General features: G+C 70.7%; 19 protein-coding genes and 1 pseudogene. 8 read left to right on the forward strand and 12 right to left on the reverse strand.

Annotation, left to right across the window (positions count from 1 at the left end):
* Nucleotides 1-22: 22 nt before the first annotated feature.
* From ACQP2F_RS43410 to ACQP2F_RS43425, 4 genes and pseudogenes are all read right to left on the reverse strand, one after another.
* Nucleotides 23-1072: pseudogene (locus tag ACQP2F_RS43410) on the reverse strand (NAD-dependent epimerase/dehydratase family protein); the annotation flags it as partial.
* A 102-nt stretch (nucleotides 1073-1174) separates the two neighbouring features.
* Nucleotides 1175-1276, reverse strand: a complete 102-nt coding sequence (locus ACQP2F_RS43415) for a 30S ribosomal protein bS22 (protein ID WP_007465623.1) — start codon at nucleotides 1274-1276, stop codon at nucleotides 1175-1177.
* A gap of 191 nt (nucleotides 1277-1467) precedes the next feature.
* A complete protein-coding gene (locus ACQP2F_RS43420; RefSeq protein ID WP_020512985.1) occupies nucleotides 1468-1680 on the reverse strand; it encodes a helix-turn-helix domain-containing protein in 213 nt (70 codons plus the stop codon).
* Nucleotides 1681-1864: 184 nt separating this feature from the next.
* Entirely contained in the window at nucleotides 1865-2785 is a 921-nt protein-coding gene (locus tag ACQP2F_RS43425) for a proline dehydrogenase family protein (protein ID WP_433298418.1), read from the reverse strand.
* Nucleotides 2786-2863: 78 nt separating this feature from the next.
* Between ACQP2F_RS43425 and ACQP2F_RS43430 the strand changes: the two genes are divergently transcribed.
* Nucleotides 2864-3400, forward strand: a complete 537-nt coding sequence (locus ACQP2F_RS43430; protein WP_433298420.1) for a CGNR zinc finger domain-containing protein — start codon at nucleotides 2864-2866, stop codon at nucleotides 3398-3400.
* On the opposite strand, the gene ACQP2F_RS43435 is transcribed toward ACQP2F_RS43430, so the two are convergent.
* Nucleotides 3387-4208, reverse strand: coding sequence for a sugar phosphate isomerase/epimerase family protein (locus ACQP2F_RS43435; RefSeq protein WP_433298424.1), 822 nt, complete (start codon nucleotides 4206-4208; stop codon nucleotides 3387-3389). The genes ACQP2F_RS43430 and ACQP2F_RS43435 overlap by 14 nt on opposite strands.
* Nucleotides 4209-4319: 111 nt before the next feature.
* Here ACQP2F_RS43435 and ACQP2F_RS43440 point away from each other — a divergent pair, with 111 nt between their 5' ends.
* Complete coding sequence (locus tag ACQP2F_RS43440) at nucleotides 4320-5156, forward strand: hypothetical protein (protein WP_433298426.1); 837 nt, start codon at nucleotides 4320-4322, stop codon at nucleotides 5154-5156.
* 8 nt (nucleotides 5157-5164) lie between these two features.
* A complete protein-coding gene (locus ACQP2F_RS43445) occupies nucleotides 5165-5587 on the forward strand; it encodes a hypothetical protein (protein ID WP_433298428.1) in 423 nt (140 codons plus the stop codon).
* A 10-nt stretch (nucleotides 5588-5597) separates the two neighbouring features.
* Here ACQP2F_RS43445 and ACQP2F_RS43450 read toward each other — a convergent pair whose 3' ends face one another.
* Nucleotides 5598-6281, reverse strand: a complete 684-nt coding sequence (locus ACQP2F_RS43450) for a response regulator (protein ID WP_433298430.1) — start codon at nucleotides 6279-6281, stop codon at nucleotides 5598-5600.
* 32 nt (nucleotides 6282-6313) lie between these two features.
* Complete coding sequence (locus tag ACQP2F_RS43455) at nucleotides 6314-7549, reverse strand: sensor histidine kinase (RefSeq protein WP_433307861.1); 1236 nt, start codon at nucleotides 7547-7549, stop codon at nucleotides 6314-6316.
* A gap of 262 nt (nucleotides 7550-7811) precedes the next feature.
* On the opposite strand from ACQP2F_RS43455, the gene phoU reads away from it, so the two are divergent.
* Nucleotides 7812-8465 (forward strand): phosphate signaling complex protein PhoU, encoded by a 654-nt coding sequence (gene phoU / locus ACQP2F_RS43460; RefSeq protein WP_433298432.1) that lies wholly within the window; start codon nucleotides 7812-7814, stop codon nucleotides 8463-8465.
* Between the two features lie 72 nt (nucleotides 8466-8537).
* Here phoU and ACQP2F_RS43465 read toward each other — a convergent pair whose 3' ends face one another.
* Nucleotides 8538-9284 carry a phosphoglyceromutase gene (locus ACQP2F_RS43465; protein WP_433298434.1) on the reverse strand — a complete coding sequence of 249 codons (747 nt, stop codon included), beginning with the start codon at nucleotides 9282-9284 and terminating at the stop codon, nucleotides 8538-8540.
* 134 nt (nucleotides 9285-9418) lie between these two features.
* Here ACQP2F_RS43465 and ACQP2F_RS43470 point away from each other — a divergent pair, with 134 nt between their 5' ends.
* Together ACQP2F_RS43470 and ACQP2F_RS43475 are read left to right on the forward strand one after the other, a co-directional pair.
* Complete coding sequence (locus ACQP2F_RS43470; protein WP_433298436.1) at nucleotides 9419-10684, forward strand: MDR family MFS transporter; 1266 nt, start codon at nucleotides 9419-9421, stop codon at nucleotides 10682-10684.
* Nucleotides 10685-10712: 28 nt separating this feature from the next.
* Nucleotides 10713-11948: an MFS transporter gene (locus tag ACQP2F_RS43475; protein ID WP_433298438.1), complete on the forward strand. Its 1236-nt coding sequence runs from the start codon at nucleotides 10713-10715 to the stop codon at nucleotides 11946-11948.
* A 963-nt stretch (nucleotides 11949-12911) separates the two neighbouring features.
* On the opposite strand, the gene ACQP2F_RS43480 is transcribed toward ACQP2F_RS43475, so the two are convergent.
* Together ACQP2F_RS43480 and mshA are read right to left on the reverse strand one after the other, a co-directional pair.
* Complete coding sequence (locus ACQP2F_RS43480) at nucleotides 12912-13406, reverse strand: YbjN domain-containing protein (protein ID WP_433298440.1); 495 nt, start codon at nucleotides 13404-13406, stop codon at nucleotides 12912-12914.
* Nucleotides 13400-14668 carry a D-inositol-3-phosphate glycosyltransferase gene (gene mshA, locus ACQP2F_RS43485; protein WP_433298442.1) on the reverse strand — a complete coding sequence of 423 codons (1269 nt, stop codon included), beginning with the start codon at nucleotides 14666-14668 and terminating at the stop codon, nucleotides 13400-13402. The genes ACQP2F_RS43480 and mshA overlap by 7 nt, the downstream gene beginning before the upstream one ends.
* 135 nt (nucleotides 14669-14803) lie before the next feature.
* Between mshA and ACQP2F_RS43490 the strand changes: the two genes are divergently transcribed.
* Both ACQP2F_RS43490 and ACQP2F_RS43495 read left to right on the forward strand, forming a co-directional pair.
* Nucleotides 14804-15562, forward strand: a complete 759-nt coding sequence (locus tag ACQP2F_RS43490; RefSeq protein WP_433298444.1) for an SDR family oxidoreductase — start codon at nucleotides 14804-14806, stop codon at nucleotides 15560-15562.
* The gene (locus ACQP2F_RS43495; protein ID WP_433298446.1) at nucleotides 15559-16383 is read left to right on the forward strand and encodes a class I SAM-dependent methyltransferase; all 825 of its coding nucleotides are present in this window, start codon (nucleotides 15559-15561) and stop codon (nucleotides 16381-16383) included. The genes ACQP2F_RS43490 and ACQP2F_RS43495 overlap by 4 nt, the downstream gene beginning before the upstream one ends.
* 10 nt (nucleotides 16384-16393) lie before the next feature.
* Here ACQP2F_RS43495 and ACQP2F_RS43500 read toward each other — a convergent pair whose 3' ends face one another.
* On the reverse strand, nucleotides 16394-18010 hold the full coding sequence (locus ACQP2F_RS43500) for a CBM96 family carbohydrate-binding protein (protein WP_433298448.1): 1617 nt from the start codon (nucleotides 18008-18010) through the stop codon (nucleotides 16394-16396).
* Between the two features lie 172 nt (nucleotides 18011-18182).
* Nucleotides 18183-18587 (reverse strand): response regulator, encoded by a 405-nt coding sequence (locus tag ACQP2F_RS43505; RefSeq protein WP_433298450.1) that lies wholly within the window; start codon nucleotides 18585-18587, stop codon nucleotides 18183-18185.
* Nucleotides 18588-18639: the final 52 nt, after the last annotated feature.

Here is an 18639-nt window from a genome sequence, read left to right on the forward strand (position 1 = left end):
CCGCCCGTGTGGTGGCGCTCTCGGCCATCGCCGTGCGGAGGCGGCGGACGCCGTCGAGGATGGCCTGCTCGGCGGCGGCGAGCCGGTCGGCGGTCAGCGACGAGCCGTTGGCGTGGGCCTTGATGAAGTCATCGAAGGCGGTCGCGGTGTCGCGCGGGGTGAACCCGAACTCGCGGACCAGGCGGCCGGTGTCGACCACGCGGCCGTGCACGAACAGGTCGATCTGGTCGAGGCCGATCTCACCGATCCCGACATTGCGGGCCAGGGCGAGCACCGTGGAGAGCGTGCCCTCGGGCACCGGCAGCGGGAGGCGACCGGCCCGGCGTACGGCCTGGGAGAGCGCGAGCACGCCGGCGCCGGCGACGTTGAAGGTGCCCGGGTGGTCCTCGATGACCGATCGGTAGAGGACCTCGAGCGCGTCGTCGACGTGCACGAACTGCAACCGGGCGTCGCGGCCGAAGACGGTCGGCACCAGCGGCTGGGCGAAGAGCCGGGTCAGCGTCGTGTGCGCTTCGGAGCCGATGAAGGGTGCGAAGCGGAGCACGGTCGCCGAGACCTCGGGACGGCGGCGACGGAAACCGCGTACGTAACCCTCGATGTCGAGAATGTCGCGCGCGAACGAGCCACGCGGAACCGCCCGGGGCTCGGTGTCCTCGGTGAAGACCGCCGGATCGCGGAACGAGGCGCCGTAGGCGGCCGTCGACGAGCGCACGACCAGCTTGCGCAGACCCGGAGCGCCCTGGGCGGCGGCGAGCAGCTGCATCGTGCCGATGACGTTCTGCTCTTTCATCGCCTGACGGCCACCGTGCTGCGCGTCGGGCGCGCTGCTGACGGCCATGTGGACGACGGCCTCGGCGCCGAGGTCGACGAACGCGCCGGACGCGGCACGGGCGTCGGCCCGGATCAACTCGACATCGGCCAGCACGGCACGCAGCGCCGGCGGCGGCTCATGCGGATCCAGACCGACGACTCGCTCGATGCGCGGATCGGCGGCGAGGCGGGCGGCCACCCGTGCGCCGAGCGGCCGGCTCACGCCGGTCACCACGACGACACGGGGCGGTGAGGTCACCACAGGCGCACCTCTCGAGGCGGCGTTGTTTAGGCCGGCATGGTGGTTTCGGCCGACCTCGTGCGGCAAGTGCGGAACGGCCGGGACATCAGGCCCGGCCGGTCATCACTTGCCGAGACGGCGACGCTGGACGCGGGTCTTGCGCAGCAGCTTGCGGTGCTTCTTCTTCGCCATACGCTTGCGGCGCTTCTTGACCACGGAGCCCATACGAATTTGCCTCTCGAAACCATGTGGCTCGGACCCACGGTGCCCACCGGCACGCGCGCATCCGATCTGGACGGCGTCCCGGCCGTATCACCGTCTTATCGCCGCGCGAAGCAGCGGCGGACGGCGGACCGGGGAACCAACCGCACCAGCGTACCGGCCCGGTCGGGGCGTAGCCAAAACGGCCCCACACCTCAGGCGGTTTGTGAGAAGGCGCCCCGCAGGTAGTCGTGCACCGCGTGCTCGGGCACGCGGAACGACCGGCCGACCCGGACGGCGGTCAGATCGCCGCCGTGCACCAGCCGGTAGACGGTCATCTTGGAGACCCGCATCAGAGCGGCCACCTCGGCCACGGTCAGGAACCGCACCTCCGAGAGCCGTTCCTCGGTCTGGGCTGGACCCGTCATCCCTCGCACCGATCCTTTCGCAGGCACGGTCGCCGCGACCGGACAGGCTTCGCGACGCGGCGGCTTACGTGCGTGTCATCAGAACGTTATCGATACGGCTGTGACCGACGCGATGCGTTCCGTGAAATGGCCATAAAAAGTCAAGGCCGACACGCCGGATCTGTGGGGTTTTCGCCCGAAAGGCCTACTTTCTGTCGGCGAGTGCCCGGCCGAACAAGGTCGCCGTCGATGGTCGCTCGGCGAGCCGGCGCATCAGGTAGCCGTACCACTGCGTGCCGTACGGCAGGTAGACCCGCACGATGTTGCCGCCGGCCGCGAGCCGGGCCTGCTCCTCGGTGCGCATGCCGTAGAGCATCTGGAACTCGAACTCCTCGGCCGACCGGTCGAACCAGCGGGCGCGGTCCTCGGCGATCGCGATGAGCCGCGGGTCGTGGGTCGCGACCATCGGGTAGCCGTCGCCGGACATCAGGATGTTCAGGCAGCGGACGAACGATTTGTCGATGTCCAGGGCATCTTGGAAGGCCACGGACTCGGGCTCGGCGTACGCACCCTTGCACAGCCGCACCCGGGACCCCGGCGTCGCGAGCTCCCGGCAGTCGCCCTCGGTGCGGCGCAGGTACGCCTGCAGCACCGCCCCCGTCGACGGATAGTCCTTCCGGAGCGCCGTCAGGATCTCCAGGGTCGAGTCGGTGGTCGTGTGATCCTCGGCGTCCAGGGTCACCGAGGTGCCGGCCTCGGCCGCGGCCGCGCACACCGCTTCCGCGTACTCGGCGGCCATCTTCTCGTCGATCCGCTGGCCCAGCGCCGACAGCTTGACGCTCACCTCGGCGGCCGGGGTCAGGCCGGCCGCCGCCAACCGGCCCAGAAGGGTGACGTACTCATCGCGGGTGGCTTTTGCCTCGTCCGCCGTCAGTGTCTCGGAGGCCAGGTGGTCCAGCGTGATCGACAGGCCGTCGTCGGCCAGCTCGCGCGCCGCGGCGAGAGCGCCGTCGACGTCGTCGCCGGGAACGAAATGGCGGGCCACGGTCCTGCTGAGAGATGCCGAGGAGACCAGCCGCCCCAGGCGGGACGAGCCCGCGGCGGCCAGGAAGACGGAACGGAGCATGCGCCGAGGGTATCGCCAGAAACTGCACCGGTCGCGGCAACCGTGTCCGTCGGCGCGCGGTGCGGCTACCGTTGTCGGGTGAACTTCGATGCGTACGCACGCACCGCGGTCGACCTCGTCAACGCGGACCTTGGCGACGTGGCCGGGATGCGCGCCCTGTTCGCCCACGACCAGACCTGGATGGCGCAGGAGGTCACCGAGAAGGACCTCGGTGTGTTCCGCCGCGCCCAGCGACGGTTGCGCGAGGTCTTCGAGCTCGGCACCACGGGCCGCGACGGTGAGGCGGTCAACGAGCTCAACTCTCTGCTCGAGACGTTCCCGGTGCAGCCGCGCATCTCCGGGCACGACGCCAGCGACTGGCACATGCACGTCACGAGCCGGGGCGCCTCGGTCAGCGCCGAGTTCCTGGCCGGCGCGGTGTGGGGCCTGTCCGTCTGGCTCTGCGAGTACGGCAGCGCCCGCTTCGGCATCTGCGCCGACGAACGCTGCGGGAATGTCTACCTCGACACGTCCTCCAACAACTGCCGGCGCTTCTGCTCGGAGCGCTGTGCGACGCGCTCGCACGTGGCCGCGCACCGCGCCCGCAAGCGCGCCGCCAACCTCACGCCCGCGTAACGGCCGGCGCGGCTGACGACGCGGGGGCCAGGTGGCGCCGGGCGAACTCGAGCGACTCGCGCAGGTCGGCCTCGCGCGCGGCCCGGCTCGCCGCTCGCCGGGTGGAGACCTCGAGCGCGACCGAACCGGTGAACCCGCTAGCCACCAGCGACCGCAGCACCTCGGCGCACGGCTGGTTGCCCCGGCCCGGCACCAGGTGCTCGTCGCGGCCCTCGCCGGTGCCGTCGCCCAGGTGCACGTGCTTGAGGCCGGCGCCCATCTTGTGCATCATCGCGAGCGAGTCGATCCGGGACGCCGCGCAATGCGACAGATCCAGCGTGTACGCGTCGAAGCCGGTCTCGGTCGGATCCCAGCCCGGCGTGTACGGCACGAACCAGCGGCCGGCCATCTTCACCGGGAACATGTTCTCGATCGCGAAGTTCAGGCCGGGATGCCGCTGCTGCACCTTGACCAGGCCGGATGCGAAGTTGCGCGCGTAGTCACGCTGCCAGGTGAACGGCGGGTGCACGACCACGGTGGGCGCGCCCAGGGTCTCGGCCAGCTCGGCGGCCCGGGTCAGCCGCTCCCACGGGTCGGAGCTCCACACCCGCTGGGTCACCAGCAGGCACGGCGCGTGCACCGACAGGACCGGGACGTCGTAGTGCTCGGCCAGGCCCGTGAGCGCGCCGGCGTCCTGGCTGACACGGTCCGTCCAGACCATGACTTCGAGGCCGTCGTAGCCCACGGTGGCGGCCATCTCGAAGGCGGCCGCGGTCGGTTCGGGGAAGACCGAGGAACTGGACAGAAGCACGGGGACGCGGGACTTCACGAGGTAAAGGGTAGACCCGTTTGTCGCACACGCCCTCCGCACGGGCGGGTATATGCGGTCATACCGGGCGGCGACGCGGCGTTAGTCACCTGCACGCGTACGCTGTCGCAAGTGACCCGCCGTGACCAGATCCCCGCCGAGGTCGGCCTCGATTTCCCTCGCGAGTGGATCGAGTTCCTCGACCCGGACGACGAGCAGCACCTCATCCGCGCCGACCTCACCTGGCTGCTGTCCCGATGGACGTGCGTCTTCGGGTCGGCCTGCCACGGCATCGTGGCCGGGCGCGCGCATGAGGGCTGCTGCACCCACGGCGCCTTCTTCACCGACGCCGACGACGAGAACCGGGTCAAGGCGGCCGCGGCCAAGCTCACCCCGGCGACGTGGCAGCACTACCGCAAGGGCTTCAAGAACTACACGGAGATGGATACGGTCGACGGCTCGAACCCGGCCCGCCGCACCGCGATCCGCACCGAGGACGGCCCCTGCGTCTTCCTGAACGACGCCGACTTCGCGGGCGGCGGCGGGTGCGCCCTGCACGCCCAGGCTCTGCGCGACGGCGTACACCCGCTGGTCTACAAGCCGGACGTGTGCTGGCAGCTCCCGGTCCGCCGCGAGCAGGATTGGATCAAGCGCCCCGACGGCACCAAGCTCCTGCAGTCGACGCTGACCGAGTTCGACCGCCGCGGCTGGGGCCCGGGCGGCGCCGACCTCGACTGGTGGTGCACGTCCTCCCCCGAGGCCCACGTCGGCAGCGACCCCATGTACATCACGTACGGGCCGGAGCTGACCGCCCTGGTCGGCAAGGCGGCCTACGACAAGCTGGCCGAGCTGTGCGCGGCCCGCCAGAAGTCGGGCCTGATCGCGATCCACCCGGCCACCGCGGCCGCGACCACCCACAACCAGCGCGGCGGCCGCGAGCCGGCGTCCCCGAGGTCCGCACGCGGTTGATGCCGGACATGCGCGAACTGCTTTCGGCGGCGGAGGTCGCCGAGATCGCCGCACATCCCGTGGTGCTCGGCGAGAGCACAGAGCTGGACGCCATCGACCTGATCTCCGCGTGGGCGAGCCACGTGCGGAAGATCGATACGGACCGGGCTCTTCCCTGGGAGGACCACAGCGTCGGGAACGAGCACGATCTCGCCGCCGCTCTCCACATCCGCGACTTCGTCGAGCAGGCCCTCACCGCGCTACCCGGTCCGCTGAGGCAGCGGCTCGCGGACTGGGTCGCCGGGGTGGACGAGCGCTTCAGCTCGTTCACCGCCGACGACCCGGACGGCAAGATGGCCCGTATCGCCGATGTCGACCTGAGTGGGCGGGCCTGGTGGTGGCGGCGCGTGCCGGTGGACGGGCCGATCGTGCGGGATCTGGCGAACTACTGAACCGGCCGGCCTACGGCTCGAACTTGTAGCCGAGGCCGCGCACCGTGACGATGTAGCGCGGCGCGGACGGCTCCGGCTCTACCTTGGAGCGCAGGCGCTTCACGTGGACGTCGAGGGTCTTGGTGTCGCCGACGTAGTCGGCGCCCCAGACTCGGTCGATCAGCTGGCCCCGGGTCAGCACCCGGCCGGCGTTGCGCAGCAGCAGCTCGAGCAGCTCGAACTCCTTGAGCGGCAGCTGTACGCCGGAGCCGTCGACGGTGACGACGTGGCGCTCGACGTCCATCCGGACCGGGCCGGCGGCCAGCGTCGGCGTCGACACCTCGGCCGCCTCGGTGCTCTGGCGGCGCAGCACGGCGCGGATGCGGGCGACCAGCTCGCGGGGCGAGTACGGCTTGGTCACGTAGTCGTCGGCGCCGATCTCCAGGCCGACCACCTTGTCGATCTCGCTGTCCCGGGCGGTGACCATGATGATCGGGACGGCGGAGCGCTGACGCAGCTGACGGCAGACCTCGGTGCCGGACATCTCCGGAAGCATGAGGTCGAGCAGGACGATGTCGGCGCCGGTCCGGTCGAACTGCGTGAGCGCCGAGGTGCCGGTCGGCGCGACCGAGACCTCGAAGCCCTCCTTGCGCAGCATGTACGACAGGGCGTCGGAGAACGACTCCTCATCCTCGACCACGAGCACGCGGGCCAATGTGGTTCCTTCCATCTTCCGGACTCCGGGAGCTAGCGCCCGGCCGCACCGGACTCGATCTCAATTGCCGCCGGTAACGGCAATGGGGCTTCGGGGGGTCGCGCCGGTAGGCGCAGGGTGAACGTCGAGCCGTCGCCGAGCGTGCTGGTCACGTCGACCCGGCCGCCGTGGTTGGTGGCGATGTGCTTGACGATGGCCAGGCCCAGGCCGGTGCCGCCGGTCGAGCGGGACCGGGCCTGGTCGGCCCGGTAGAACCGCTCGAAGATCCGGTCGACGTCGTGCGGGGCGATGCCGATGCCCTGGTCCGCGACGTCGATCTCGACCCAGTGCTCGTCCTGACGCAGCGTGAGGCACACGGTCGTGTCCTCGCCCGAGTACGCGATCGCGTTCTCGACGAGGTTCGTCACCGCGGTCGCGACCTGGCTGTCGCTGCCGTACACGGTCGCGCCCTTGGGACCGGCGTAGGTGACCTCGATGCTCTTCGCCGACGCCGTCGTCCGGGTGCGGTCGATGACCTCGGCGATCACCCAGTCGACCGAGACCGGCTCGGGCGTGGGCAGCGGCTCGGCGCCCTGCAGGCGGGTGAGCTCGAGCAGCTCGTTGACCAGCCGGCCCATCCGGGCCGACTCGTGGTGGATCCGCTCGGCGAAACGGCGGGCGGCGACGAGGTCTTCCGCTCGCTCGTCGTCGGGCTTCATCTCCGAGGCGGACAGCTCGGTCGCGTCCAGCAGCGCCTCGGCCAGCAGCTGCAGCGCGCCGATCGGGGTCTTCAGCTCGTGGCTGACGTTGGCCACGAAGTCGCGGCGGACCCGGGCCAGCCGGTGCGCCTCGGTGACGTCGGCGGCCTCGATGGCCACGTGGGTCGCGTTGAGCGCGACGGCGCGCAGGTGCAGGCCGAGCGGGGCCTGGGCGCCACCGGCGCGACCGCGCGGTAGGTCGAGCTCGACCTCGCGACGCACGCCGGTGCGTCGCACCTGGCCGGCGAGCGTACGGAGTATGGGGTGCGCCGCGATCGTGCCCGGCGCGCCACCCGAACGCAGCAGGCCCATGGCGCGGGCGGCCGGGTTGACCAGCACCGGATGGTCCTCGGGGTCGAGGACCACCACGCCGACGCGCAGCGAGTCGAGGCTCTTGCGGCCGAGCCCCTTCATGCCCTGCTTGCCGGCCGGCGACTCCTCGTCCGTTTCGATGGTGCGTCCCCCCTCGTCCGACCGGGGGCCGGTGATGCCGGCCTGCTCCGGCGACCTGCGGGCGCGGGCGGACAGCATTCCCGCGGCCACGCCGACGACCAGCGCGACCAGGGCGAGAAGGATGCTGTACGCCAAGTCCACGCTGCGATCGTAGGGTCATTGTTTACCTGACTCCTACGTTGATCCGGACATACCGGGCGCGCGTCGAATAATGTTCACCACCGCGCCCGGCGTCGTTCATCGGTGTTCACGTTGCCGCAGTCGGGCCGACCTAGGTTAGGCATCACCCATGGTCGCGACCAGGCAAACGGCGCGACCCCGACACCCCCGGGACGAGGACATGCGCGAGGAGTTCCAGGCAGATCTCAACGAGGTCAGCCGCCTGCTGGTGACCATGGCGGAGGCCGTCCGCGCCGCCATGCGCAAGGCGACCACGGCGCTGCTCACCGCCGACCTCAAGGCCGCCGAGTCGGTCATCGAGCGGGACGTCGAGGTCGACGCGATCTACGGGCAGGTCGAGGCCAAGGTCGCCGACACCATCGCGCGGCAGGCGCCGGTCGCCGGGGACCTGCGCATGGTGATCACCGCTCTGCACATCTCGGCCGACCTCGAGCGGATGGGCGACCTGGCCGAGCACGTCGCCAAGACCGCGCGGCGGCGGCACCCGTCGCCGGCCGTGCCGGCCGAGCTGCGCCCGGTCTTCCAGGGCATGGCCGAGGTCGCCGACCAGATGGCCGAGAAGATCGCGACCCTGCTCGGCAAGCCCGATGCCGAGCAGGCGGCGAAGCTCGAGGGCGCGGACGACGAGATGGACGGCCTCGAGCGGCGCCTGTTCCAGGTGCTGCTCGACGACGACTGGCCGTACGGCGCCGAGACCGCGATCGACGGCGCGCTGCTGGGCCGCTTCTACGAGCGGTACGCCGATCACGCCGTGAACGTGGGCGAGCAGCTGGTCTACCTGATCACCGGGGAGCTTTCGACCGACCTGAGCTGAGTTTCTCGCCGGGTCGGGCAGAAGGCCGGGACGCCACGGGGGCGTCCCGGCCTTCTTCGTGTTCGAAAGGGCTTATCGACCCTGGTTGGCGACCGCGGCGGCGGCCTCCTTGGCCGCCTCCGGGTCGAGGTAGGTGCCGCCCGGGTTGGTCGGCCGGAAGTTCTCGTCGAGGTCGTAGCGCAGCGGGAAGCCGGTCGGGATGTTCAGCTTCGCGATGGCCTCGTCGGAGACGCCGTCGAGGTGCTTCACGATCGCGCGCAACGAGTTGCCGTGCGCCGCCACCAGCACCGTCTTGCCGGCGGCGAGGTCGGGGACGATCGCGTCGTACCAGTACGGCAGCGCGCGCTCGAGCACGTCCTTGAGGCACTCCGCCTTGGGCATGAGCTCGGGCGGGAGGTCCGCGTAGCGCGCGTCGCCGAACTGCGCGAACTCGGAGTCGGCCTCGATCGGCGGCGGCGGTACGTCGTAGGACCGGCGCCAGAGCATGAACTGCTCCTCGCCGTACGCCTCGAGGGTCTGCTTCTTGTCCTTGCCCTGCAGGGCGCCGTAGTGACGCTCGTTGAGCCGCCAGTGCCGCTTCACCGGGATCCAGTGCCGGTCGGTGATGTGCAGCGCGATCTCGGCGGTCCGGATCGCGCGGCGCAGGACGCTGGTGTGCACGACGTCCGGCAGGACACCGCGCTCCTTCAGCAGCTCGCCGCCGCGCCGGGCCTCGTCCTCACCCTTGGCGTCCAGGTCGACGTCGACCCAGCCGGTGAAGAGGTTCTTGGCGTTCCACTCGCTGTTGCCGTGTCGCAGCAGCACCAAAGTCCCTGTCATGCGCTCCATCCTGCCGCAGGCGAGATCGGCGCGGGCGCAGAGGTGTCAGTGGCGACCACCACGTGGAAACTCGTTTGCCCCGGCCCTTAGGTTGTAAGTGCAGGGAGCATGAACAGCACTTACGGGGAGACTACGTGCGGGGATGGTTTCAGCAGGCCGCTGGCGGTTTGCCCAGGCAGTTCTGGTTCCTCTGGGCCGGCACGCTGATCAATCGCCTCGGCTCGTTCGTGGTGATCTTCCTGGCCATCTACCTGACCGGTGAGCGGCACTTCACGCAGAGCCAGGCCGGCCTCGTGATCGGCCTCTACGGCGTCGGCGGCGCGATCGGGACGACGATCGGCGGGGTGCTGGCCGACCGGTGGGGCCGGCGGCCGACGATGCTGACGGCCCAGTTCGGTGCGGCGGCGCTGATGCTCACGCTCGGTTTCGCGTACGCCTATTGGCAGATCTTGATCGTGACCTTCCTGATGGGTGTGGTCACCGAGGCCGTGCGACCGGCCTTCTCGGCCATGATGGTCGACGTCGTGCCGGACCGTGACCGCGTCCGGGCCTACTCGCTCAACTACTGGGCGATCAATCTCGGGTTCGCGCTCTCGGCCGTCGGCGCCGGTCTCGCCGCCAAGGCCGACTACCTGCTGCTGTTCGTCGTCGACGCGGGCAGCACCCTGGTCACCGCGGTGATCAGCCTGATCTTCCTGGCCGAGACCCGGCCGCCGTCCTCGCCGCCCTCGTCGCCCGCACGCCCGCCCACCGGTGGCCTGCGGACGGCGTTGCGCGATCGGACGTACGTGATCTATCTCGTCATCAGCCTCGGCTCGGTGATGGTGATGATGCAGCACCTCTCGACGTTGCCGATCGCGATGCAGGCCGACGGCTTGCCGGCCGCGACGTATGGCTGGGTGATCGCGGTCAACGGCGTGCTGATCGTGCTCGGCCAGCTGTTCGTGCCCCGGCTGATCGAGGGTTTCGACCGGTCACGGGTGCTGGCGCTGGCCACGCTGATCATGGGAGTGGGCTTCGGGCTGGTGGCGTTCGCCGACGCGGCCTGGTTCTTCGCGCTGACCGTGGTGATCTGGACGATCGGCGAGATGCTGCAGTCGCCGTCCAACGCCGCCACGGTCGCCGCGCTGTCGCCGCCGTCGCTGCGCGGCCGTTATCAGGGCTTGAACTCGCTGAACTGGTCGGCGGGGACCGCGCTGGCGCCGATCGTGGGCGGTTTCACGCAGGAGCACCTCGGCGATGCCGCGCTGTGGATCGGGTGTTTCGCGGTGTGCGCGCTGGTCGCGGCCGGTTATCTGATCACCGGGCCGCGGCGGGAGCGCCGGATCGCGCAACTGCTGGCCACGCCCTCGGTGCCGGCTCGTCCGCTGACTTCTAGTAGCGTCGAGGCCGATCGTTAAGAAGCTTTCTTATCGGAGGTACGGCAGGGTGCGCGGCTGGCTACGGGACACGGCCGGTGGACTGCCCGCTACGTACTGGTACCTCTGGGCCGGGCTGCTGATCAACCGGGTCGGCGGCTTCGCCGTGCTGTTCCTGTCGCTCTACCTGACGGCCCAGCGCGGGGCGAGCGCGGCTCTCGCCGGGCTGGTCGTCGGGACGTACGGCATCGGCGGGGTGATCGGCACCCTGGCCGGCGGGGTGCTGGCCGACCGCTGGGGTCGCCGGCGCACGCTGGTCTGGTCCCACCTGGCCTGCGCCGTGGTATTGGGATCGCTCGCGCTGGCCACCGACCTGTGGGTGATCGCGGTGCTGTGCGCGCTTCTCGGGCTGGGCCAGTCGATGCCGGGCCCGGCGTTCGTCGCCGCGATCACCGACATGGTGCCGGCGGCGCGCCGGTCCCGGGCTTTCAACCTGGAGTTCTGGGCCTTCAACATCGGCACCGCCGGGGCCTCGCTGGTCGCCGGGCTGCTCGCGGAGTGGAGTTACGTCGGGCTGTTCCTTCTGGACGGCCTCTCGTCGCTGATCGCCGGCCTGGTGTTCGCGCTGAAGCTGCCGGAGACGCTGCCCGCCCCGGGCTTTGTGGCGGTTAAGACGCGGGGCATGCGGACCGTGCTGAGCGACCGGATCTTCCTCGTCTTCGCCGGTCTCACCCTGTTGCAGGCGCTGCTGTACACGCAGACGAGCACGATCGTGCCGCTGGCCATGCGCGCGGACGGCCTGAGCCCCTCCGCGTACGGCACGATGACGGCGTTGGCGGGCGCGCTGATCGTGCTCGGGCAGCTCTTCGTGCCCCGGTTGATCGACCGCCACCGCAAGGCTCGCGTGCTGGCGGTCGCCCAGGCGGCGATGGCGGCCGGCTTCGCGGTGCTGATCGTGGCCGACCGGCTGCCGGCATATCTGGCCGCGGCCGCGATCTGGACCGTGGGCAGCATGCTCGCCGCTCCCCCGAACGCCGAGATCAACTCCGAGCTGGCGCCGCCCGCCCTCCGCGGTCGCTACCAGGCGGTGTTCTACCTGACGTACCCGGCCGCGTCGTTCCTGGCGCCGGCCCTGGGCGGGGCCGGGTTGCAGTATCTGGGCAGCGCGCACTGGGCGGTGGTCGCCGGGGTTGGTGTTGTTGCGTCGGCTTTGCATCTCGTGGCGGGACCGAGCCGAGAGCGGCACGTGGCGTCGATTCGCGCGGAGACGGCGGCTACGGCGTTGCCGGATGCGGCGAGCCGGTGAGGCCCGGCAGGGGTTGACCGCCCGCGTTGACGAAATGCGGGTCGCGACTTGACTCTCCCCTTGGGGGAGACATCAAGCTTGCTGGCAGGGGAGAGCGGGGGCCGCGGCTCGGGACTCCTGGCTTTTCGGGGCGCAGGCTGCGGCGCGGGGGCACGCCGGCCGTGAGGGGTGAGGTTGGCGAGCGGCGACGCGGGTGCGTGGGCGCGAGGGCGGGCATGCGGACGCGAGAGGCGAGCCGGGCGCGGGCGCGGACATGCGGGCCCGGACAGGCGGCGCGCGGGCGGAGACGTGCGGGCGCGAGGGCGCGAACATGCGGGCGCGCGGGTGGAGACGTGCGGGCGCGGCCCGGACATGCGGGCGCGGGCAGGCGCAGGGCGAGGCGGGTGCGTGAGCGCCGACCGGCGCCAGGCGACGCGGGCGCGGGACGATCGCCAGGGCTCGAACGCGCGAAGGCCGCGAACGCGGGAGCCGCGGGAGCACCGCGAAAGCCGCGGGTGCGGTGCGAAGCGGTGCGGGCGACAAGCCCGGAAAGAATGCGCCGGCGGCGGCGGACGACGCCCATCCCCATAGGCGTCGCCCGCAGTAACCGCCGGTCTCGGGTCGCGCCGTCCCCCAACGGCATATGCCACCCGTCCCCAAACGCCGACCGCGGTGATCATTGCTGATCACCAGTTCCCCGAACTAACGGTTCGGCGTCCATTGATTACGCTAGTTGGGCCGGTCAAGCCTTACAAGCCAGTTGGCTGTCTGCCATCTGTCTGGACCGTCACAGTCACCGACAAATGGCCGATCGGCGGAGTGACCCGTAGCACGTCCGGGCCCTCGACACCTCGGCGAGAGGTCTCATACACCGCGCGTTCATCGGAGATTCTCCGGTTTGTGCGGACGCATGATTACGCCGGTGACCCTAGCAACTTGATGATCTCGGGTCGATCGGGCAATCCCATGGGGCATTCCGGGCAACTAGGAATTCGGCTCGGGGCTCGGCGGCGCCAGGTGCTTGAACGCCTGGAGGTTGGCGACCGACTCGCCTCGCTTCACCCGCCACTCCCACTCGCGGCGGATCGAGGTTCCGAAACCGATCTCCAGCATCGTGTCGAAGGACTCGTCGGCATAGGTGAGGACGGCGCCGAGGAGGCGGTCCAGCTCGTCCTCGTCGAGGGCGTTCAGCGACACCCGGCCGGTGAGGTAGACGTCACCGGCGGCGTCGATCGAGAACGAGACGCCGTACATCCGGGCATTGCGCCGCAGGAGCCAGGCCCACAGTTCCTCGCGATTCTCGTCGGGCTGGCGCATCACGAATGCCTCGATGCGCAACGCGTGCGAACCGACGATCAAGTTGCACGCCGTCTTCAACTTGTGGCTGCCCGGGAGAGTCACCACATAGGACGAATCGCCGGTTTTGTCCCACTCGAGGTCGCGGTCGGCCAGGACCCTTTCGATCAGGGCGGTCACCACGCGTACGCCTCGAGCCGCGCCGTGATCATCGCCCGGTGCTCCATCACGACCTCACGGTAGACCCGCAGCAGGCCCTCGGCCGTACGGTCCCAGGAGAAGCCCGCGGCGTGCGCGACCGCACCCTGAGACAGCGCGGCCCGCAGGCGCGGCGCCGCCAGCAGGGAGTCGAGCGCCCGCGCCCAGGCCCGCGGATCATGCCCGTCCACCAGCACCCCGCTCACCCCGTCCCGCACCGCCGTGACCAGGCCGCCGACCGCGGCCGCCACCACCGGCGTCCCGCACGCCTGCGCCTCCAGCGCGACCAGCCCGAACGACTCGTTGTACGACGGCACCGCCACCAGGTCGGCGCACCGGTAGAGCTCGGCCAGGTCGTCGCCGGTCTGCGGTGGCAGGAACAACACCCGGTCGGTGACCCCGAGCGAGGCGGCCAGCTCGATCAGCGCCGACGGCCGGTCGAGGCCGCTCCCGCTCGGACCGCCGCAGATCACCAGCGTGGTGTCGGGGTCGCGCAGGAACGGCAGGGCCGCGATCAGCACGTCCGGCGCCTTCAGCGGCTGGATCCGGCCGACGAAGGCGACGATCCGCCCGCGTGGGGGCAACCCGAGCCGGGCCCGCGACGACCGGCCGGGCCGGAAGCGATCGAGGTCGACGCCGGGCTGGACGACGACAGTCCGGGACGGCGACGCGTCGTAGTTCGCCACCAGGTCCTGTGCCTCGAAGCGGGTGTTCGCCACCAACCGGTCGGACTCGGCGATCACCTGCTCCTCGCCGATCACCCGCGCCTTGGGCTCGGGCCGGTCGCCGGCCGCGATCAGCCTGTTCTTGACCTTGGCCAGCGTGTGCGCGGTGTGCACGTGCGGCACGCCCCAGCGCTCGCGCGCCAGCCAGCCCACCTGCCCGGAGAGCCAGTAGTGCGAGTGGATCAGGTCGTATCGGCCCGGCGGGTGCGCGGCCTCGGCCCGCAGCACGCCGTTGGCGAACGCACACAGCTGCGAGGGCAGCTCCTCCTTGGCGAGGCCCTCGAACGGGCCGGCGCTGACGTGCCGGACGCTCACGCCGGGCGCCATCTCGACGACCGGGGGCAGCTCGCTGCGGGTGGCCCGGGTGAAGATCTCCACCTCGACGCCGAGGCGGGCCAGCCGCTTCGACACCTCGACGATGTAGACGTTCATGCCGCCGGCGTCGCCGGTGCCGGGCTGTTCCAGGGGGGATGTATGGACCGAAAGGGTGGCGATGCGCCGCGGGGTCGGCCAGTCAACCACGATATTTCCTCCCGAAGCGGTCAAACGTAACGTGCATTTGTTACGTCCTTGTCAATCTTCCCCGTCCTTGCGCGTGCAACCACCATGCAGGTACCCCCGGGTGACTGAAGTCATCGCCGACGCGAGGATGGAGCGATGCAGAACATCGCAGTGGTTACCGGCGCGTCCAGCGGCATCGGCGCGGCCACGGCCCGCCACCTGGCCCGGGAGGGCTTCCACGTGGTGGCGGCCGCCCGCCGCGCCGACCGGCTGGCCGACCTGGTCAAGGAGATCGGAGTCGACAACGCCACGGCGGTCGAGTGCGACGTGACCGACGACGCGTCGGTGGCGGCCCTGGCCCGCGCCGTGGGCGAGATCGACGGGAAACTCACCCTGCTGGTCAACAACGCGGGCGGCGCACAGGGCCTCGACCCGGTGGCGACCGGCGCGGTCGACGACTGGCAGTGGATGTACGACGTGAACGTCCTCGGCACGCTCCGGGTGACCAAGGCGCTGCTGCCGGCGCTGGAGGCGAGCGGCGCGGGCACGATCGTGACGGTCGGCTCGACCGCGGCGTTCACCGTCTACGAGGGCGGCGGCGGGTACACGGCGGCCAAGCACGCCCAGAACGCGCTGGTCGGGACGTTGCGGCTGGAACTGAGCGGCAAGCCGGTGCGGGTCATGGAGATCGACCCGGGCATGGTGCGCACCGACGAGTTCTCGCTCAAGCGCTTCGGCGGCGACCAGGCCCGGGCCGATGCGATCTACGAGGGCGTGAAGGAGCCGCTGACCGCCGACGACATCGCCGACCTGATCACGTTCATGGCGACCCGGCCGCACCACGTCAACATCGACCGGCTGGTGGTGCGCCCGATCGCCCAGGCGGCGCAGCACAAGGTGCACCGGGAAAAGTGACCAGGCCGGTCGGCGCGATCACCCGGGGGACGACCAATCCCAACCGGCTGCGTCGCGTGGACAACTTCATCGCGTACCGCTGCGGTGGTCTTTTGAAGGAGGCCACCCGGCCGCTGGTGATCGATCTTGGCTATGGGGCGACGCCGGTGACGGCGGTGGAGCTGCGCGGCCGCCTGGCGGCGTCCGTGCGGGCGGACGTCGCGGTGGTGGGTCTGGAGATCGATCCCGTACGCGTGGAAGCAGCCCAGCCGTTCGCGGCTCCCCCGCTGCTCGGCTTCCGCCGCGGCGGCTTCGAGCTGGCCGGCCTGCGGCCGGTCGTGGTGCGCGCGTTCAACGTGCTGCGGCAGTACGCCGAGGACGAGGTGGCCGCGGCCTGGCGGCAGATGACGGCGACCGGCGCGCTGCTGGTCGAGGGCACCTGCGACGAGCTGGGCCGGATCGCGACCTGGGCGGTGGTGCAGGACGGCGAGCCGGAGACGCTGACGTTCTCGGCCCGGTTGTCCGATCTGGACCATCCGGCGACCTTCGCCGAGCGGCTGCCCAAGGCGCTGATCCACCGCAACGTCGAGGGCGAGCCGATCCACGATCTGCTGCTGGCGATCGGCCGCGCGTGGGAGACCGAGGCCACCCCGTTCGGCCCGCGGCAGCGCTGGATCGCGACCTGCCGCCGGCTGCGCGACGAGGGCTTGCCGCTGGTGGACGGGCCGTCCCGGTGGCGGCTGGGCGAGCTGACCTTCCCCTGGCCCGGAACGCGACAACCGGAACGCGATAAAAGGCCGGGCCGGTCCTCCGCAGCGGACCGGCCCGACCCCGGGGGGTGAGTAAAGCTCTTTAGTTCTTCAGCTCGACGTTGAAGATCGGCGACGCCGCGACCTGGCGGAACGCGGTGAGGCTGTCGGCGGTCGAGTTGACCGCGATGTTGCGGTCGCCGGAGTTGTCGGCGGCGGTGTCGAAGTAGACGATCGCCTTCACCTGCGGGTGCTTCGCGAGCTGCGGCACCACCGTGCTGAACGCGGCCGCCTTGCTGGTCGGGTACGCGATGCGGTGGTACATGCCCCACTCGGCCACCATGATCGGCTTGCTCGGGTGGTTCTTGACCGACCAGTCGTAGAAGCCGAGGCCGCCGCCGGTCGGCTGCCGGTCGAGCAGGCTGCCGAAGTCGCCGAAGTGGTAGTAGTTCTTCTCCACGCTCACGTACGAGTCGAGGCCGACCCAGTCGACGACGTCGTCACCCGGGTAGATGTCCTTCCACCAGGGCTGCGCCATCCACTTCTCGTTGCCCATGTAGGCGAGCACGTTGATCGCGTTGGTCACGCCGGCGGCGCGCAGGCGCAGGATCACGTGCCGGTACATGGCCGCGTAGTCCTTGCCCGTCATCCCCGAGCCGGCGGTGGGGTTCACGTCGTTCTCCGGCTCGTGGTGCAGGGCCAGGAAGAACTTCTGGGTGCCGTAGTTGGCCTTGACGTAGGCGGCCCAGGCGTCGATGCGGGCGTCCTGCTGGCCGGCCGCGACCTTGGCCCAGGTCGTGTTGTAGGCGACCTTCCAGTTGAGCAGCAGGACGCGTGGGTGCGCCTTGTCCTGGGTCATCGCGATCTCGGCCTTGGTCGGGAACTTCTCGTCGCCCTTGTGGTACGTGTGGTAGATCGTCGCGGTACGGCCGGTCATGGCCTCCCAGTCCTTGAGCGCGGTGTCCCGAGGCGTGTCGGTGAAGCCGCCGGCCGCCGCGCCCCACAGCACGCCGCAGCTCGGCACCAGCAGCGCGCCGGTGGTGCAGGTGGCCGGCTTCGCGGTCGTCGGCGCCGTGGTGGGCGCGGTGGTGGGCGCGGTGGTGGGCGCGGTGGTGGGCGCCGTCGTGGGCGCGGTCGTCGGCGCCGCGTAGTTCACGACCAGCCGCGGACCGCTCTGCACGCCGGCCTCGGCCGACTGGAACCGGGTCACCGCCGTGGTCGACGCCGACCGCAGCGCGAACGCGTACGTCCCGGCCTGAGTGACCACCTTGGACAGGTCGATCGTCACCGTCTGGTCGGCCGCCCGCGGCACGGCCGAGGCGACCGCCGTGGCGCCGATCGCCGGCTGGCCGGCCGCGGTGATCGTGCCCTCGTTCCAGTCCCCGGTCACCGGGAAGACGCTCACCCGCGACTCGACCGGCGTCCCGTCGTACGGCAGGATCAGCCGCGCGTTGGAGAGGGTCGAGCCGGCCGGGAACGAGCCGGTCGCGAACTTCACAAAGGACGTGCTGGTCTCGCCGCCGGCCGCGCCGACCACGAGCTGGGTCGCGGCACCGAAGTTGGTCTTGGTGCGCGTGCTCGAGACGTACGCGTCATCCCCGGCGAAGACAGTGCGGATGGACGGCGTGGTCGCCGCGTCCGCCGTACCCGACACCACGAAGCCGGCGCTCACCGCCGCCCCGATCGCCGCCGCCCCGATCGCTGTCTTTCTGGCCCCCACTGTGTTCCCCCCGCATATGTCGTTCGGTCCGTTGCGCCTCCAAGGTCGGCCGGTGCGGGTGCCGGATCGGTATATGCAGGGGTGCACATGGGTAGCGGACGATGTGGACGGTGACGGCGCGCAAAAAAAGAGCGCCGCCGTCAGGTGACGGCGGCGCTCCCGGTGACGAGAACTACGGCGCGGCGCGCTCGGCCAGAACCGTACGCAGCGCCTCGATCAGCAGTTCGGTGCTGAACGGCTTCTTGACCAGCAGGGAGTCCGGCTCGATGAGACCGTCGGCGACGGCCATCTCCTTGGGCAGCCCGGAGATGTAGACGACCCGCATGCCGGGCCGCAACTCGGTCGCGGCCTGCGAGAGCTCACCCCCGGAGACCCCGGGCAGGCCGAGGTCGGTGACCAGGATGTCGATCTCACCCGGGTGGTCCCGGCAGACCGCGATGGCCTGCTGGGAGTCGCCGGCGATCAGGGTCGAGAAGCCGCGGCGTTCCAGCATGCGGCGCATGATGTCGCGCAGGTCCTCCTCGTCGTCGACGACGAGGACGGTGGGCCGGTTCTCCGCGTCGGGCGCCTGCGACATGGGTCCTCCTGGGTACGCGTCGAGGTTCCCGACTCACGCTATCGGCGCAAGG

The sequence above is a fragment of the Actinoplanes sp. CA-030573 genome, assembly GCF_050951115.1.
Lineage (GTDB): Bacteria > Actinomycetota > Actinomycetes > Mycobacteriales > Micromonosporaceae > Actinoplanes.